Source organism: Stenotrophomonas sp. 28608_Sma (assembly GCF_056486185.1).
The window spans coordinates 4,154,820-4,171,371 of the sequence record NZ_CM151308.1; the positions used below are offsets into that span (position 1 = coordinate 4,154,820).

At 67.2% G+C, this 16,552-nt stretch carries 13 protein-coding genes; 10 read left to right on the forward strand and 3 right to left on the reverse strand.

The genetic code is table 11. From position 1 onward, the window contains the following. Positions 1–271 precede the first annotated feature (271 nt). The 9 genes from ilvC (at position 272) to leuB (ending at position 9,926) form a co-directional block, all read left to right on the forward strand. A complete protein-coding gene (gene ilvC / locus ACZLHH_RS19660; RefSeq protein WP_032130453.1) occupies positions 272–1,246 on the forward strand; it encodes a ketol-acid reductoisomerase in 975 nt (324 codons plus the stop codon). 39 nt (positions 1,247–1,285) lie between these two features. Next, complete coding sequence (gene ilvG / locus ACZLHH_RS19665; protein ID WP_049462520.1) at positions 1,286–3,022, forward strand: acetolactate synthase 2 catalytic subunit; 1,737 nt, start codon at positions 1,286–1,288, stop codon at positions 3,020–3,022. Continuing rightward, entirely contained in the window at positions 3,006–3,257 is a 252-nt protein-coding gene (locus ACZLHH_RS19670; RefSeq protein ID WP_014038403.1) for an ACT domain-containing protein, read from the forward strand. Before ilvG ends, ACZLHH_RS19670 begins: the two co-directional genes overlap by 17 nt. Before the next feature lie 96 nt (positions 3,258–3,353). After that, positions 3,354–4,445, forward strand: coding sequence for a threonine dehydratase (locus tag ACZLHH_RS19675; protein WP_071228155.1), 1,092 nt, complete (start codon positions 3,354–3,356; stop codon positions 4,443–4,445). Next, positions 4,442–6,028: a 2-isopropylmalate synthase gene (locus ACZLHH_RS19680; protein ID WP_180845418.1), complete on the forward strand. Its 1,587-nt coding sequence runs from the start codon at positions 4,442–4,444 to the stop codon at positions 6,026–6,028. The genes ACZLHH_RS19675 and ACZLHH_RS19680 overlap by 4 nt, the downstream gene beginning before the upstream one ends. A 10-nt stretch (positions 6,029–6,038) precedes the next feature. After that, positions 6,039–6,818 (forward strand): class I SAM-dependent methyltransferase, encoded by a 780-nt coding sequence (locus ACZLHH_RS19685; RefSeq protein WP_180845419.1) that lies wholly within the window; start codon positions 6,039–6,041, stop codon positions 6,816–6,818. Positions 6,819–6,878: 60 nt separating this feature from the next. Next, positions 6,879–8,297 carry a 3-isopropylmalate dehydratase large subunit gene (gene leuC / locus ACZLHH_RS19690; protein ID WP_071228152.1) on the forward strand — a complete coding sequence of 473 codons (1,419 nt, stop codon included), beginning with the start codon at positions 6,879–6,881 and terminating at the stop codon, positions 8,295–8,297. Further along, entirely contained in the window at positions 8,297–8,875 is a 579-nt protein-coding gene (gene leuD / locus ACZLHH_RS19695; protein ID WP_180845420.1) for a 3-isopropylmalate dehydratase small subunit, read from the forward strand. The genes leuC and leuD overlap by 1 nt, the downstream gene beginning before the upstream one ends. Continuing rightward, a complete protein-coding gene (gene leuB / locus ACZLHH_RS19700) occupies positions 8,865–9,926 on the forward strand; it encodes a 3-isopropylmalate dehydrogenase (RefSeq protein ID WP_180845421.1) in 1,062 nt (353 codons plus the stop codon). Before leuD ends, leuB begins: the two co-directional genes overlap by 11 nt. Positions 9,927–9,974: 48 nt before the next feature. Here the strand turns inward: leuB and ACZLHH_RS19705 are convergent, their stop codons facing one another. Both ACZLHH_RS19705 and ACZLHH_RS19710 read right to left on the reverse strand, forming a co-directional pair. After that, positions 9,975–10,976 (reverse strand): hypothetical protein, encoded by a 1,002-nt coding sequence (locus tag ACZLHH_RS19705; protein WP_478478730.1) that lies wholly within the window; start codon positions 10,974–10,976, stop codon positions 9,975–9,977. A gap of 147 nt (positions 10,977–11,123) precedes the next feature. Beyond that, positions 11,124–11,897 carry an SDR family oxidoreductase gene (locus ACZLHH_RS19710; RefSeq protein WP_180845423.1) on the reverse strand — a complete coding sequence of 258 codons (774 nt, stop codon included), beginning with the start codon at positions 11,895–11,897 and terminating at the stop codon, positions 11,124–11,126. Between the two features lie 117 nt (positions 11,898–12,014). Here ACZLHH_RS19710 and ACZLHH_RS19715 point away from each other — a divergent pair, with 117 nt between their 5' ends. After that, positions 12,015–12,920: a LysR family transcriptional regulator gene (locus ACZLHH_RS19715; RefSeq protein WP_180845424.1), complete on the forward strand. Its 906-nt coding sequence runs from the start codon at positions 12,015–12,017 to the stop codon at positions 12,918–12,920. A gap of 466 nt (positions 12,921–13,386) precedes the next feature. Here the strand turns inward: ACZLHH_RS19715 and ACZLHH_RS19720 are convergent, their stop codons facing one another. Continuing rightward, positions 13,387–16,548 carry an efflux RND transporter permease subunit gene (locus tag ACZLHH_RS19720; RefSeq protein ID WP_100437662.1) on the reverse strand — a complete coding sequence of 1,054 codons (3,162 nt, stop codon included), beginning with the start codon at positions 16,546–16,548 and terminating at the stop codon, positions 13,387–13,389. Between the last annotated feature and the right edge of the window lie 4 nt (positions 16,549–16,552).

Here is a 16,552-nt window from a genome sequence, read left to right on the forward strand (position 1 = left end):
CGAGCCAGCGTGTAAGCAACAAACACACCGGAACTCTTCAAAAACCCGCACCCGCCCCGGTGCGGGTTTTTTCATTTCAGAACCTGGTTTCAGACGCAACCACCATGCACAACGCCGATCGCACAACCCGGACCTGCACCACCGCGACGCCTCGTGGTGGCTGTGCCTGTGCAACGCGCGGCGCCTCCTCCACCGCTTTCCCCTGACCGGCCGGCACGTCACCTCGACGACCGGCCGTTCTTTTTTCTTCCCACCGCAAGGAACCTCCCCCATGAGCACCAACGACCTGCCCCAGACCAAGATCGCCGTCATCGGCTACGGCAGCCAGGGCCGCGCCCACGCGCTGAACCTGCGTGAATCCGGCTTCGATGTGGTGGTAGGCCTGCGTCCGGGCGGCCCGACCGAAGCCAAGGCGCAGGCCGATGGCTTCACCGTGATCGCGCCCGCTGAAGCGGTGAAAGACGCCGACCTGGTCGCCGTGCTGACCCCGGACATGGTGCAGAAGAAGCTCTACAACGACGTGCTGGCGCCGAACATGAAGCAGGGCGCCTGCCTGCTGTTCGCGCATGGCCTGAACGTGCACTACGGCATGATCGAGCCGCGCGCCGACCTGGACGTGGTGCTGGTTGCGCCGAAGGGCCCGGGTGCGCTGGTGCGTCGTGAGTATGAGATCGGGCGCGGCGTACCGTGCATCTGGGCGGTCTACCAGGATGTCAGCGGCAAGGCTGCGCAGCACGCGCAGGCCTATGCGGCCGGCCTCGGCGGCGCCCGCGCCAACCTGATCCAGACGACCTTCAAGGAAGAAACCGAGACCGATCTGTTCGGCGAGCAGGCGGTGCTGTGCGGCGGCGCCTCGGCGCTGGTGCAGGCCGGTTTCGAAACCCTGGTCGAAGCCGGCTACCAGCCGGAGATCGCCTATTACGAAGTGCTGCACGAACTGAAGCTGATCGTGGACCTGTTCTACGAAGGCGGCATCTCGCGCATGCTGGAGTTCATCTCCGAGACCGCGCAGTACGGCGACTACGTCAGCGGCCCGCGGGTGATCGACGCCGGCACCAAGGCACGCATGAAGGAAGTGCTGAAGGACATCCAGGACGGCACCTTCACCAAGAACTGGGTGGCCGAGTACGAAGCGGGCCTGCCGAACTACAACAGGTTCAAGCAGGCCGACCTGGAGCACCCGATCGAAAAGGTAGGCAAGGAACTGCGCGCCAAGATGGTCTGGTTGCAAGGACAGGCCGCGTAACCGCGCGGCCCTCCCCCACCCGCTTTGCAAGGTTCCCCCATGAACTCTTCGACACATCGCAGCGCGCCGCCCAACGGCGCGCGCTGGCTGACCCAGGCGCTGGAGGCCGAAGGCGTCCGCACGCTGTTCGGCTATCCCGGTGGCACCATCATGCCGTTCTACGACGCGCTGGTGGATTCGTCGCTGAAGCACATCCTGGTACGCCATGAGCAGGGCGCGGCGCTGGCCGCCAACGGTTTCGCCCGCGCCAGCAACCAGGTGGGTGTCTGCGTGGCCACCTCCGGCCCGGGCGCCTCCAACCTGGTCACCGGCATTGCCGATGCGATGCTGGATTCGGTACCGATGGTCTGCATCACCGGTCAGGTCGGCACGCCACTGCTGGGCACCGACGCCTTCCAGGAACTGGATGTGTTCGGCCTGACGATGCCGATCGTCAAGCACAGCTGGCTGGTGCGCAGCGTCGATGACCTGCCGCGCGTGGTCGCCGATGCGTTCCGCATCGCCCGCGAAGGCCGGCCCGGCCCGGTGCTGATCGACCTGCCCAAGGACGTGCAGCTGGCCGATGCCAGTCATCTGCCAGCGCACGTGCCGAGCAGCATCGAGCCGCCGCCTGCGCCGGCCGAAGCGGCCATCGCCGAGGCCATCGCCGCACTGGCAGCCGCCGAAAAGCCGGTGGTCTACGCCGGTGGTGGCATCGCGCTGGGCGACGCGGTGCAGGACCTGCGCGACTTCGTCGAGGCCAGTGCCATCCCCACGGTGATGACCCTGCGTGGGCTGGGCGCGTTGCCGGCCAACCACCCGCAGTCGCTGGGCATGCTGGGCATGCACGGTACCCGCGCGGCCAACATGGCGGTGCAGGAAAGCGACCTGCTGCTGGTGCTGGGTGCGCGCTTCGATGACCGTGCCACCGGCAAGCTGGCCGAGTTCGCACCGTTCGCCCGCGTCGTCCACATCGACGCCGACGCCTACGAGATCTCCAAGCTGCGCAGCGCCGACGTCGCCGTGCCCGGCAATGTCGGCCACGCCATCCGCGCCCTGCGTGCGGCCTTCCCCTCCCCCAAGGCCCACCAGGACGCCTGGCGCAAGCGCTGTGCACAGCATCGTGATCGTTTCGCTGCGCGTTACGACGCCCCCGGCCAGCATATCTACGCCCCGGCGCTGCTGAAGCGCCTGAGCGAGCTGGCACCGGCAGATGCAGTGATCGCCTGCGATGTCGGCCAGCACCAGATGTGGGTCGCCCAGCACTGCCGTTTCAACCACCCGCGCAATCATCTGACCAGTGGCGCGCTGGGCACCATGGGCTTCGGCCTGCCGGCCGCGATGGGTGCGCAGTTCGCATGCCCCGAGCGCACCGTGGTGCTGGTCTCCGGCGACGGCAGCTTCATGATGAACGTGCAGGAGCTGGCCACCATCGCGCGTTGCCGCCTGCCGGTGAAGATCGTGCTGCTGGACAACAGTTCGCTGGGCATGGTGCGGCAGTGGCAGGAGCTGTTCTTCGCCGAGCGTTACAGCGAGATCGACCTGTCCGACAACCCGGACTTCGTGGCACTGGCGCAGGTGTTCGGCATCGCCGCCACCCGCATCGACAACCGCGACGACGTGGAGGGCGGCCTGGCCGCACTGCTGGCCGAACCAGGCCCGGCGCTGCTGCACGTGGCCATCGATGCACGCGCCAACGTGTGGCCGCTGGTGCCGCCGAACACTGCCAACAGCACGATGCTGGAAAGCAATCCCGCCCACGCCCGCCAGGAGACCCCCAATGCAATACCGGCTTGACCTGGTGCTGCACCCGGCCGAAGGCGCGCTGCTGCGCGTGATCGGCATGGCCGAACGCCGTGGCTTCGCGCCGCGTGCGATCAGTGGTGCGCCGGTGGCCGCCGACGATGGCCGCTGGCACCTGCAGCTGGTGGTGGATGGCCAGCGTCCGGCGGAAACGCTGTGCCGGCAGATCGAGAAGATCTACGACTGCGTGTCCGTGCAGGTCACCGCCGTGGAAGGAGCATCCGTATGAACACCCGTACCGTAGCGACCACGGTGCCGGTACGGAGGCGTCTTCTTCGCCGCCCGTGCCCGCATGCGGCGGTCTTCTGCACTGCGCTGGTGGCCCATGCCGGCCGCTGACACCAGCCAGGAAAGCGATGTCGGCGACGTAAGCGTCGCCGACGTACTGGCGGCGCAGGCTCGTCTGCGCCGCTTCCTGCCGCCCACCCCGCTGCACCATGCCGAACGCTTCGGTACCTGGCTGAAGCTGGAGAACCTGCAGCGCACCGGTTCCTACAAGGTACGCGGCGCATTGAATGCGCTGCTGGCCGGCCGCGAGCGCGGCGATACCCGGCCAGTGATCTGCGCCTCGGCCGGCAACCATGCCCAGGGCGTGGCGTGGGCGGCCTACCGCCTGGACGTGCCGGCCATCACCGTGATGCCGCATGGCGCGCCCGCCACCAAGATCGCCGGCGTCGCCCACTGGGGCGCGACCGTGCGCCAGCACGGCACCAGCTATGACGAGGCCTACGCCTTCGCGGTCGAACTGGCACAACGCCACGGCTACCGCTTCCTGTCCGCGTTCGACGATGCCGACGTGATCGCCGGCCAGGGCACGGTCGGCATCGAGCTGGCCGCACACGCGCCGGACGTGGTGATCGTGCCGATCGGCGGCGGCGGGCTGGCCTCCGGCGTTGCGTTGGCACTGAAATCGCAGGGCGTCCGCGTCGTTGGCGCGCAGGTGGAAGGCGTCGATTCGATGGCCCGCGCGATCCACGGTGACGTGCGCGAGATCGCCCCCGTTGCTTCGCTGGCCGACGGCGTGCGGGTGAAGATTCCCGGCTTCCTGACCCGCCGCCTGTGCACCTCGCTGCTGGACGATGTGGTGATCGTGCGCGAAGCCGAACTGCGCGAAACCCTGGTCCGCCTGGCACTGGAAGAACACATCATCGCCGAGGGCGCCGGTGCGCTGGCACTGGCCGCCGGCCGCCGCGTCGCCGGCCGCCGCAAGTGTGCGGTGGTCTCCGGCGGCAACATCGATGCCGGCGTCCTCGCCGGCCTGCTCACCGACATCCGCCCGCGCCCGCCACGCAAACCACGGCGACGGCGCAGCGAAACACCGCGCTCGCCCGCCAAGCCCAGCGCCATCGCTTCCCCCACCTCTTCCCCTTCCCCCCTGCAAGCCGTCGCACCCGCTGTCGAGGAGATTTCCCTGTGACCACCATCGAACGAATTACCACCCCGCGCATCCGCATCTTCGACACCACCCTGCGTGACGGCGAGCAGTCCCCCGGCTGCAGCATGAGTCCGCCGCAGAAGCTGGTGATGGCGCGTGCGCTGGACGAACTGGGCGTGGACATCATCGAGACCGGCTTCCCGGCCAGCTCGCAGTCCGACCGTGAGGCGATGGCACTGATCGGCCGCGAACTGCGCCGCCCGAGCTTGACCCTGGCGGTGCTGTCGCGCTGCCTGCAGGCCGACATCGAAACCTCGGCACGTGCGCTGGAGGCCGCTGCCAACCCGCGCCTGCACGTGTTCCTGTCGACCAGCCCGCTGCACCGCGAGCACAAGCTGCGGATGACCCGCGAGCAGGTACTGGAGTCGGTACGCAAGCACGTATCGCTGGCCCGGTCCTATATCGACGATGTCGAATTCTCGGCCGAGGATGCCACCCGCACCGAGCTGGACTACCTGATCGAAGTCGCGCGCATGGCCCTCGCTGCCGGCGCCACCACCATCAACCTGCCCGACACCGTCGGCTTCACCACGCCGGAAGAGATCCGCGCGATGTTCCAGCAGGTCATCGCCGGCGTCGCCGACGTGCCGAATGCCGCCAATGTGATCTTCAGCGCACACTGCCACAACGACCTGGGCCTGGCCGTGGCCAACTCGCTGGCCGCCATCGAAGGCGGTGCACGCCAGGTCGAGTGCACCATCAACGGCATCGGCGAGCGCGCCGGCAACTGTTCGCTGGAAGAGATCGCGATGGTGCTGAAGGTGCGCCAGGCCTTCTACGAACAGGACAGCTCGATCAACACCCCGCGCATCGTCGGCACCTCGCAGCTGCTGCAGCGCCTGGTCGGCATGCCGGTACAGCGCAACAAGGCCATCGTCGGTGCCAATGCCTTCGCCCACGAATCGGGCATCCACCAGCACGGCATGCTGCGTCATCGCGGCACCTACGAAATCATGCGTCCGGAAGACGTGGGCTGGGAGGATTCGCAGATGGTGCTGGGCCGCCACAGTGGCCGCGCCGCCGTCGAAGCGCGCCTGCGTGCGCTGGGCTTCTGGCTGGACGAAGACGAACTGAAGCTGGTGTTCGAGCAGTTCAAGGGCCTGTGCGAACAGCAGCGCGTGGTCACCGATGCCGACCTGCAGACGCTGATGCAGGGCGGCTCCAACGCGCAGGGCTATCGCCTGGCGTCGATGACCATCAGCGACGTCGGCAGCCGCGCCAATGCGCTGGTGGAACTGTCCGACCCGGACGGCAACCGCGTGGCCGAGACCGCGCAGGGCGATGGCCCGGTCGATGCGCTGTTCGGCGCGCTGTCGGCCGCTACCGGCGTGCAGCTGATGCTGGACAGCTACCACGTGCACAGCGTCGGCATCGGCGCCGATGCACGCGGCGAAGCCAATCTGAGCGTGCGCCACGAGGGCGTGGAGTACGACGGCACCGGCACCAGCAAGGACATCATCGAAGCCTCTGCGCTGGCCTGGCTGGATGTGGCCAACCGCCTGCTGCGCCAGCGCCAGGCTGCCGCCCACAGCAACACCGACGTTGCCACCCCCGCCACCGCCTGAGGACCCCGCCATGAGCGCCTTCGACACCCCCACCCCGACCAGCGCCGCTGGCCAGCAGTGGAACGCCCAGGATTATGCGATCGACGCCGGCTTCGTGCCGCTGCTCGGCGGCGCGGTATCGCGCCTGCTCGACCCGCGCGCCGGTGAACGCATCCTCGACCTGGGCTGTGGCGATGGCGTGCTCAGCACTGAGCTGGCGCTCAGCGGCGCACACATCCACGGCGTGGATGCCTCGCCGGAGCTGGTGATCGCCGCGCGTGCGCGCGGCGTCGATGCGCAGGTGATGGATGGCCACGCGCTGTCGTTCGACAGTGAGTTCGATGCGGTATTCAGCAACGCAGCGCTGCATTGGATGAGCAACCCCGACCAGGTGCTGGAAGGTGTGCGCCGCGCCCTGCGCCCCGGTGGCCGCTTCGTCGCCGAATTCGGCGGCCATGGCAACGTGGCCACCATCATCGCGGCGGTGCAGGCCGCGCGCGTGGCCCACGGCCACGGCGCCAGTGCCTTCCAGTGGTACTTCCCCACTGCCGATGCCTATGCCGACCGCCTGCGCCAGCATGGTTTCCAGGTGCAGCTGATCGAGTGCACGCCGCGCCCGACCGCACTGCCTACCGGCGTTGCCGGCTGGCTGCGGGTATTCGCTGCGCCGCTGCTGGACGACCTGCCGGCCGAGGCACGCGCCACCGTGCGCGAGGCCGCCACCGCATTGCTGGCCGAGCTGCCGCGCAATGCCGCCGGCCAGCCGCTGGCCGACTACGTGCGGCTGCGGGTGCTCGCCCGCCGTCGCTGACATGACCTTTTCGCTATCTTTCCTGATGTCCGCACCTTCGTACTTCTGCCAGGCACCCGCATGACTTCCGCACCCCGCACCCTGTACGACAAACTGTGGGACGCCCACGTGGTTGTCCCTGAATCCGCCAGCGCGCCCGCCGTGCTGTACATCGACCTGCACCTGATCCACGAGGTGACCTCGCCGCAGGCGTTCACCGAACTGCGCGAGCGCGGCCTGTCGCCGCGCCGCCCGGATCGCACCAAGGCGACGATGGACCACTCCACGCCGACCCTGCCGGCTGCCGCCGATGGCACGCTGCCCTATGCCAGCGCCGCCTCCGAAGCCCAGGTCGCCACGCTGGCACGCAACTGCGCCGAGCACGGCATCGAGCTGTTCGACATGGCCTCGGACAATCGCGGCATCGTCCACGTGATCGCGCCGGAACAAGGCTTCACCCAACCCGGCATGACCATCGTCTGTGGCGACAGCCACACCTCCACCCACGGGGCCTTCGGCTCGCTGGCGTTCGGCATCGGTACCAGTGAAGTCGGCCACGTGCTGGCCACGCAGTGCCTGCTGCAGCGCAAGGCGAAGACGCTGGCGATCACTGTTGATGGGCCGCTGGCTCCCGGCGTTGGCGCCAAGGACGTGGTCCTGCACATCATCGGCGTGATTGGCGTCAACGGCGGAACCGGCCACGTGATCGAATTCCGTGGCAGCACCATCGAAGCGATGGACATGGAACAGCGCATGACCCTGTGCAACATGTCGATCGAGGCCGGCGCACGCGCCGGTATGGTGGCGCCGGACCAGGTCACCTTCGACTTCGTCGCCGCGACCCCACGTGGTCCCAAGGGCGCCGACTTCGACGCTGCCGTGGCGCGCTGGCAGCAGCTGCGCAGCGATGAGGGCGCGCGTTTCGACAGTGAAGTGCACATCGACGCTGCCGATATCCGCCCGACCCTGACCTGGGGCACCCATCCGGGCACCGCCATCGCAGTGGATGCGCCGATTCCGGCGGCCAACGATGCTGCCGCACAGAAAGGCCTGGACTACATGCATTTCCAGGCCGGCAGGGCGCTGGCAGGTACGCCGGTGGACGTGGTGTTCGTCGGCTCGTGCACCAACGGCCGCCTGAGCGACATGCGCGAAGTGGCCCAGGTGCTGCGCGGTCGCCGCGTCGCCGAGCGGGTGCGCATGCTGGTGGTGCCGGGCTCGGAGATCGTCAAGCGCGAGGCCGAGGCCGAAGGCATCCATGAGATCGTGCGCGCGGCCGGTGCCGAGTGGCGCGAGCCGGGCTGCTCGATGTGCATCGCCATGAACGGCGATCTGGTCGCGCCCGGGCAGCTGGCCGTGAGCACCAGCAACCGCAACTTCGAAGGCCGCCAAGGACCCGGTTCGCGCACGCTGCTGGCCTCACCGATGAGCGCGGCGTGGGCCGCGGTGAACGGGCACGTCGCCGATACCCGCGAACTGTTCGCACAGGAGGTGGCGTGATGGCCGGTTTCCGTACCCTGACCTCGGCCAGCGTGGTGCTGCGCCAGACCAACATCGACACCGACCAGATCATTCCGGCGCGGTTCCTGTCCACCACCGAACGCGCCGGCCTGGGCCGCAACGCGTTCAATGACTGGCGCTGGCAGGCCGACGGCTCGCCGGTGGCCGACTTCGCCTTCAACCAGCCGCACAACGCCGGCCGCAGCATCCTGCTGGCGGGCCGCAACTTCGGCTGCGGCTCGTCGCGCGAGCATGCACCGTGGGCACTGACCGACCTGGGCCTGCGCGCCATCGTCAGCAGCGAGATCGCCGACATCTTCCGCGGCAACTCGCTGAAGAACGGCCTGCTGCCGATCCTACTGGACGAAGCCGACGTGCAGGCGCTGATGCAGCGCCCGGACGACGAGCTGACCATCGACGTGGCCGCGCGTGAGCTGCGCACGCCCGATGGGCGCGTCTATTCCTTCCCGCTGGATGGCTTCTCGCAGACCTGCCTGCTGGAAGGTGTCGACCAGTTGGGGTATCTGTTGGGCCGTGTCCCTGAAATTGAACGTTACGAGAGTGAGCATGCACGCTGAAATTGTTGTCCTGCCCGGTGATGGCATCGGCCCGGAAGTGGCCGCCGCCGCGGTTGCGGTCCTGAAGGCCGTCGCCGAACGCTTCAACCACACCTTCACCTTCAGCGAGCACGACATCGGTGGCGTCGCCATCGATCGCCATGGCGAGCCATTGCCCGCCTCTACGTTGACCGCCTGCCAGGCCGCCAACGCGGTGCTGCTGGGTGCGGTCGGCGGCCCGAAGTGGTCCGATCCCAACGCCAAGGTGCGCCCGGAACAGGGCCTGCTGGCGATCCGCAAGGCGCTGGGCCTGTATGCCAACCTGCGCCCGGTGCGTACCCACGAAGCCGCACTGCACGCCTCGCCGATCAAGGCCGAGCTGCTGCAGGGGGTGGACTTCGTGGTGGTACGCGAGCTGACCGGTGGCATCTACTTCGGCGACAAGACCCGCGACGCCGACAGCGCCAGCGACCTGTGCCGCTACACCGTGGCCGAGATCGAACGCGTGCTGCGCAGTGCCTTCCGCCTGGCCCGGCAGCGCCGCGGCAAGGTCACCTCGGTGGACAAGGCCAATGTGCTGGAAACCTCGCGCCTGTGGCGTGACGTGGCCGCGCGCATCGGCCGCGAGGAGTTCCCGGACGTTGCGCTGGAGCACCAGCTGGTCGATTCGATGGCGATGCACCTGCTGGCCAAGCCGCGCGAGTACGATGTGATCGTGACCGAGAACATGTTCGGCGACATCCTCACCGACGAAGCCTCGATGCTGGCCGGCTCGCTCGGCCTGCTGCCGTCGGCCTCGCTGGGTGAGCCGGGCGCAGTCGGCATCTACGAGCCGATCCATGGCTCGGCCCCGGACATCGCCGGCAAGGGCATCGCCAATCCCTACGCAACGATCTTCAGTGCGGCGATGCTGCTGCGCCATTCGCTGGGGCTGGAAGCGGAAGCCGCCGCGGTTGAAGCGGCGGTGCACGCCGTGCTGGATGATGGTGTGTTCACTGCCGACCTGGCCGCCAAGGGCCAGGCGGTGAGTACCGCCGCCGCGACAGATGCGGTGCTGGCGAAGCTGGGCTGATGCATGACGGTGCCGGGCATTGCCCGGCACCGTCATGCACGCATAGGGCTACCGTCCTCTGTGGACCGCCTTGGACGTCGCACACCCCATCAGTGTGCGCCCATCGGCGGTGCGCACCACGAAGCGCTCGCGCGGCCGCTCCTGCAGAGGTGATGCCGGCAAGGTCCAGATGATTTCCCCGGCCGCCTTAGCACCTGGAATCGCCGCCTGAAGTGCATCGTCGACGGGCACCATGCCCAGGTCCGCTGCAACATGGCCTGACGCGTAGCTGGGCTCGATCATCACCGACGACACGGTCAGGCCATGCACGGTGATCGGCGCATCGAGCGTTATCCGCTCACAACGGGAGCCGCCTTCGCGAGCCATGCATGCAGGTGCGTCCAGCGCGCGTACCTGCGCCGGCCACCCAAGCGGGCTGTGCGCGCTGACACGCGTCCAGAATTCGCCAAAGCGCTGCCAGGCCGCCGCGTCCGCGCGGCACTCCAGAACCGCTACCAGGTCCTCGCGCAGGCGGTCGGCCGCCTGCTGGTCGTCCAGTTTCTGATATCGCTCCAGGTAATCACACGACAGGCGGTTGCCTGCGCCTTCGCTTCGTATCACCCGCCAGGCCTGTGCCGCCGCAGCAACGTCCGACGCTGGTTGCCACCAGGCCCGGAACGGCTCGTGCAGCGTGCTGGTCCGCATCCGCAGGCCGTCCTCAGCCACAATCCGCTCACGCTGCACCGCATCGAGGAACATGCCCAGACCGAGGTCGTCAGCCAGCAGCTCGCGGGTGGTGATGCCGTTGGCGGTGATGGGCCCAGGCAGTTCGATGCGCGTGACCGCGCTCTCGATCTCGGGGTGATCGGCTGCGATGAAGCGCCAGCCACGCAGGTGCGCAGGTCGTTCCGTTGCAGAGCCATAGCGGACGACCCGCAGCTGGCTGCCCAGTGCCTGCCGCACCGCAGGTGTCGCGCGGCATTCCAGCACTGCGATCAGGTTCTGCTGGAACTGCTGGGCATCGGTTCCTGCGGGCGTTGCATCGGCAACGCCGCTGGAGGCAATCAACATCAACGTGAAAGCTTGGAACGTGCGAGGGAACATGCTGGCACTCCGGGCCCAGAACAGCCGGCTATTGTGCCCGTGGACGGCCTACAGGATGAAGCGTCGAGCATGGCGCGACGCTTCAGGTCCTCCCCAATCGCGCGTGATTCGTCTCTACTTGGTGGTGTAACCGCCATTTACCAGGATGGTCTGCCCGGTCATCCACCAGCCATCGGTGACCAGGAAACGGATCCACGGCACGATGTCGGCGATGTCGGTCAGGCCGGTACGGGTGAAAGGCGACAGTGCCGCAGCCGTCTTGTGGTACGCCTGCGCATCGGCACTCTCGGCCGGATAGAAGAACGGCGTGTCCATCGGACCGGGGCCGATCGCCGTCACCGAGATGCCGCGCTCACCGAACTCCTTCGACGCCGCACGGGTGAAGTGCTCGACCGGCGCCTTGGTACCGGCGTAGCTGGAATAGAACGGCGTGAACGCGCCCAGCAACGAGGTGACCAGGGTGCAGATGCGACCGCCGTCATTGACGTTTCGACCGGCTTCCTTGAGGAAGAAGAACGCGGACTTCGCATTGACCGCGCTCATCTCGTCGTACTCGGCTTCGCTGATCTCCAGCATCGGTTTCTTCAGCACTTTGCCGACGGTATTGATGGCGATGTCCGGCCGGCCGACTGCAGCCACGGCATCGGCGAACAAGCGCTCCATCGCTGCGGCCGAAGTCAGGTCGCCCTGCAGCGCCACCGCCTTGCTGCCAGCGGCCTGCACGGCGGCAACGGTTGCTTCTGCATCGGCCTGGGTGGCGGCGCTGTTGTAGTGGATGACGATGGCCTTGGCGCCCTGGTTGGCAAAGTCGCGGGCCAGCAGCCCGCCCAGGTTCTTGGCGCCACCGGCGATCAGCACGGTCTTGCCCTTGAGGGAATGGTCGGTCATGGCGTTTGTCTCAGGAGGGGGCTGCCCGGGGTGGCAACCCTGCCCTGACGACGATATCGTGCAGAAAATGCGGATAAAGCCCGCCACATTGACTTAACTTTCCAGAATAGGCGAACAATGGACCGGATCGATCGCTTCCGCATCTTCACCCGGGTGGTGGAATGCGCCAGCTTCACCCGCGCCGCCGACCAGCTCGGCCTGCCCCGCTCCACCGTCTCGGCGGCCATTGCGGAGCTGGAGCAGCGGCTCGGCACCCGCCTGCTGCAGCGCTCGACCCGGCGGGTCTCCACCACCCACGATGGCGACGTGTTCCATGCCCGCTGCCTGCGCCTGATCGCAGAGGTTGAAGACGCCGAATCGTTGTTCCGACAGGATGACGCACAGCCGGTGGGCCTGCTGAAGATCGACGTGCCCAGCCGCATCGGCCGCCGCATCCTCGCCCCGGCCCTGCCCGACTTCTTCGCGCGCCATCCGCAGGTTGAAGTGGACCTGGGCATGACCGACCGCGCGGTGAACCTGATCGAAGACGGCTGTGATGCGGTGCTGCGGGTCGGCCAGCTGGGTGACTCCAGCCTGGTGGCCCGCATGCTGGGACAGCTCGACTTCGTCAACGTCGCCGCGCCGGCCTACCTGCGCGAACACGGCGTACCGCAGCATCCTGCCGACCTGCAGCAGCACCGCGCGGTGAACTACGCATCGCCGACCACGGCGCGGGTGGAACCGTGGGAATGGCAGGACGGTGGCCAGCTGCGCACGCTGCCAATGCCTGGCTGGGTACGGGTAAACAGCGCCGAGGCCTCGATCGCGTGCTGCGTGGCGGGGCTCGGCCTGCTGCAGATTCCGCGCTACGACGTGCAGGCCGAACTGCAATCCGGTGCGCTGGTGGAAGTGATGCCACAGCACGTGGCGCAACCGCTGCCGGTGACCCTGTTGCAACCGCATCGGCAGCACCGCGCGCAACGCGTGCAGGTGTTCATCGAATGGCTGCTGCCGGTGCTGCGGAGCGGCCTGCAGCTGCAGTAGATCCACGCCATGCGTGGATGCGTGCATCAGTGCCAACCAAGGTTGGCACCTACCAGGGCCAAGACCCGCTGCGGTAAATCCATGCCATGCGTGGATGCGTGCATCAGTGCCAACCAAGGTTGGCACCTACCAGGGCCAAGACCCGCTGCGGTAAATCCACGCCATGCGTGGATGCGTGCATCAGTGCCAACCAAGGTTGGCACCTACCAGGGCAAAGACCCGCTGCGGTAAATCCACGCCATGCGTGGATGCGTGCATCAGTGCCAACCAAGGTTGGCACCTACCAGGGCAAAGACCCGCTGCGGTAAATCCACGCCATGCGTGGATGCGTGCATCAGTGCCAACCAAGGTTGGCACCTACCAGGGCCAAGACCCGCTGCGGTAAATCCACGCCATGCGTGGATGCGTGCATCAGTGCCAACCAAGGTTGGCACCTACCAGGGCAGTGGCCGCCGAACCCGGGGCATTACGCCCCGGATTCGTCCGGCTTGACCCGGAACCACGCGGCGTACAGCGCCGGCAGGAACACCAGGGTCAGCACCGTGCCCACGATCAGGCCGCCCATGATCGAGATCGCCATCGAGCCATAGAACGCACTGCGCGAGAGCGGAATCATCGCCAGCACGGCCGCCAGCGCGGTCAGCACGATCGGGCGGAAACGGCGCACAGTCGCATCGATGATCGAATGCCAGCGGTCATGCCCGGCATCGATGTCCTGCTGGATCTGGTCGATCAGGATCACCGAGTTGCGCATGATCATGCCCGCCAGCGCGATCGTGCCCAGCAGCGCCACGAAGCCGAATGGCGCGCGGAACAGCAGCAGGAACAGGGTCGCACCGATGATGCCCAGCGGCGCGGTCACCAGCACCATCGCCGCACGCGAGAAGCTGCGCAGCTGCAGCATCAGCAGCGTGGCCACCACCACCAGGAACAGCGGCATGCCGGCCTTGATCGAGTTCTGGCCACGTGCCGAATCCTCCACGGTACCGCCGGTTTCCAGCAGGTAGCCATTCGGCAGTTCGGCACGGATGCCATCCAGCGTCGGCAGGATCTGATGCACCACGTCCAGTGGCTGCATGCCATCACTGATGTCGGCGCGCACGGTCACCGTCGGCAGACGGTTACGGTGCCAGATGATGCCGTCCTCGAAGCCGTACTCCATCGTCGCCACCTGCGACAGCGTGATGCTGCCGCCGTTGGCGGTCGGCATCGACAGGCTGGACAGCAGCTCCAGCTGGTTGCGTTCATCGGCCGGCCCGCGCAGCAGCATCTCGATCTGGCGGTTGCCTTCGCGATACACGCTCACCGACTGCCCGGCCAGCGAGCTGGACAGGAACTGGCTGACCTGGGCACTGCTCACACCCAGCGCGCGCGCACGCTCCTGGTCGATCACCAACCGCACCACCTTGCTCGGCTCGCTCCAGTCCAGGTTGACGTTCATCACGTGCGGGTTCTCACGCACCTTGGCCTCGACCTGTCGTGCGATCGCCTGCACCTTCTCGATGTGCTCGCCGGAAATACGCATCTGCACCGGATAGCCGACTGGTGGGCCGTTCTCCAGGCGGGTCACGCGCATCTGCACGTCCGGGAACTTCGGGATCACCTCATGCAGCAGCCAGTCACGGGTGCTTTCGCGCGACTTGATGTCCTTGGCCAGCACCACGAACTGGGCGAAGTTGGTGGCCGGCAGCTGCTGGTCCAGCGGCAGGTAGAAGCGCGGCGAACCGGTGCCCACGTAGGACACGTAGTTGGCGATGCCATCGCGGTTGGACAGCAGCTTCTCCAGCTTCTCGGCCTGGGCCTGGGTCGAGCGCAACGACGCACCCTCGGCCAGCTCGATGTCCACCATCAGTTCCGGCCGGGTCGAATCCGGGAAGAACTGCTGCGGCACGAAGCGGAACATCATCAGCGAGAACACGAACAGGGCGATGGTCGCGGCGATCACCCACCAGCGGTGGCGCAGGCAGCCATCCAGGAAGCGACGGAAGCTGCGATAGAACGGGCGCTGGTACGGATCATGGTCGTGCCCGTGCTGCGGCGGCGCGATCAGGTTGGCCAGCGCCGGATAGCGGTCGGCCCACTGCTGGCGCTTGGCCAGCCAGCGCGCGGACAAGCTGCCCGGCTTCGGCGGCTGCGGATTGAACAGGTCCGGCAGCATCTTGTCGCCCAGGTACGGGATGAACAGCACCGCGGCAATCCACGACACCACCAGTGCGATGGTCACCACCTGGAACAGCGAACGGGTGTACTCGCCGGTGCTCGATGCCGCCGTGGCGATCGGCAGGAAGCCGGCCGCCGTGATCAGCGTACCGGTCAGCATCGGGAACGCGGTCGACTCCCAGGCGAAACTGGCCGCACGCAGGCGGTCGTAGCCCTGCTCCATCTTGGTGGCCATCATCTCCACCGCGATGATCGCATCGTCCACCAGCAGGCCCAGCGCCAGCACCAGCGCGCCCAGCGAGATCTTGTGCAGGCCGATGTCGAAGTAGTGCATGACGAAGAAGGTCATCGCCAGCACCAGCGGGATGGTCACACCTACCACCAGGCCGGTGCGCAGGCCCAGCGAGAAGAAGCTGACCAGCAACACGATCACTACGGCTTCGGTCAGCACCTGCACGAACTCGCCGACCGACTCCTCCACCGACTGCGGCTGATCGGACACCTTGCGCAGCTGCATGCCGGCCGGCAGGGTCTTCTGCAGGCGTTCGAACTCTGCATCGAGGTTGGCGCCGAGCTTGAGGATGTCACCGCCATCCTTCATCGCCACCGCCAGGCCGATGGCCTCTTCGCCCATGAAGCGCATCTTCGGCGACGCCGGGTCGGCGAAGCCGCGCTTGACCTCGGCGATGTCGCCCAGGTGCACGGTGCGGTCACCAGCACGGATCGGGAACTGGCGGATGGCGTCGATGTCGTTGAACTGGCCGGTCACGCGCAGCTGCACGCGGTCGGTGGCGGTCTCGAAGAAGCTGGTGCCGGTGACCGCGTTCTGGTCGGCCAGTGCCTGCTGCACCTGCTGCATCGACACACCCAGCGTGGCCAGGCGGGTGTTGGACAGCTCGATCCACACCTTCTCGTCCTGCAGGCCGACCAGGTCGATCTTGCCGACGTCGGGCACGCGCTGCAGCTCCAGCTGGATACGGTCGGCGTAATCACGCATCACCGCGTAGTCGAAGCCCTTGCCGGTCAACGCATAGATGTTGCCGTAGGTATCGCCGAACTCATCGTTGAAGAACGGACCGACGATTTCACGCGGCAGTGTCGGGCGGATGTCCCCCACACGCTTGCGCACCTGGTACCAGAGGTCGGGGATCTGCTTGGACCGCAGGCTGTCGCGCGCCATGAAGATGATCTGCGACTCGCCCGGCCGAGAATACGAGCGGATGAACTCGTACTCGCCGGTATTCATCAGCGCCTTCTCGAGCGGCTCGGTCACCTGCCGCGAGACCTGTTCGGCGGTAGCGCCCGGCCACAGCGTGCGCACCACCATCGCCTTGAAGGTGAACGGCGGATCCTCGGACTGGCCCAGATGCTTGTACGACCACGCGCCGATCAGCGCGAACGCCAGCATCGCGAACAGCACCAGGGGTCGGTTGGCCAGCGCCCACTCGGAGAGATTGAAGCGGCGCACCGGC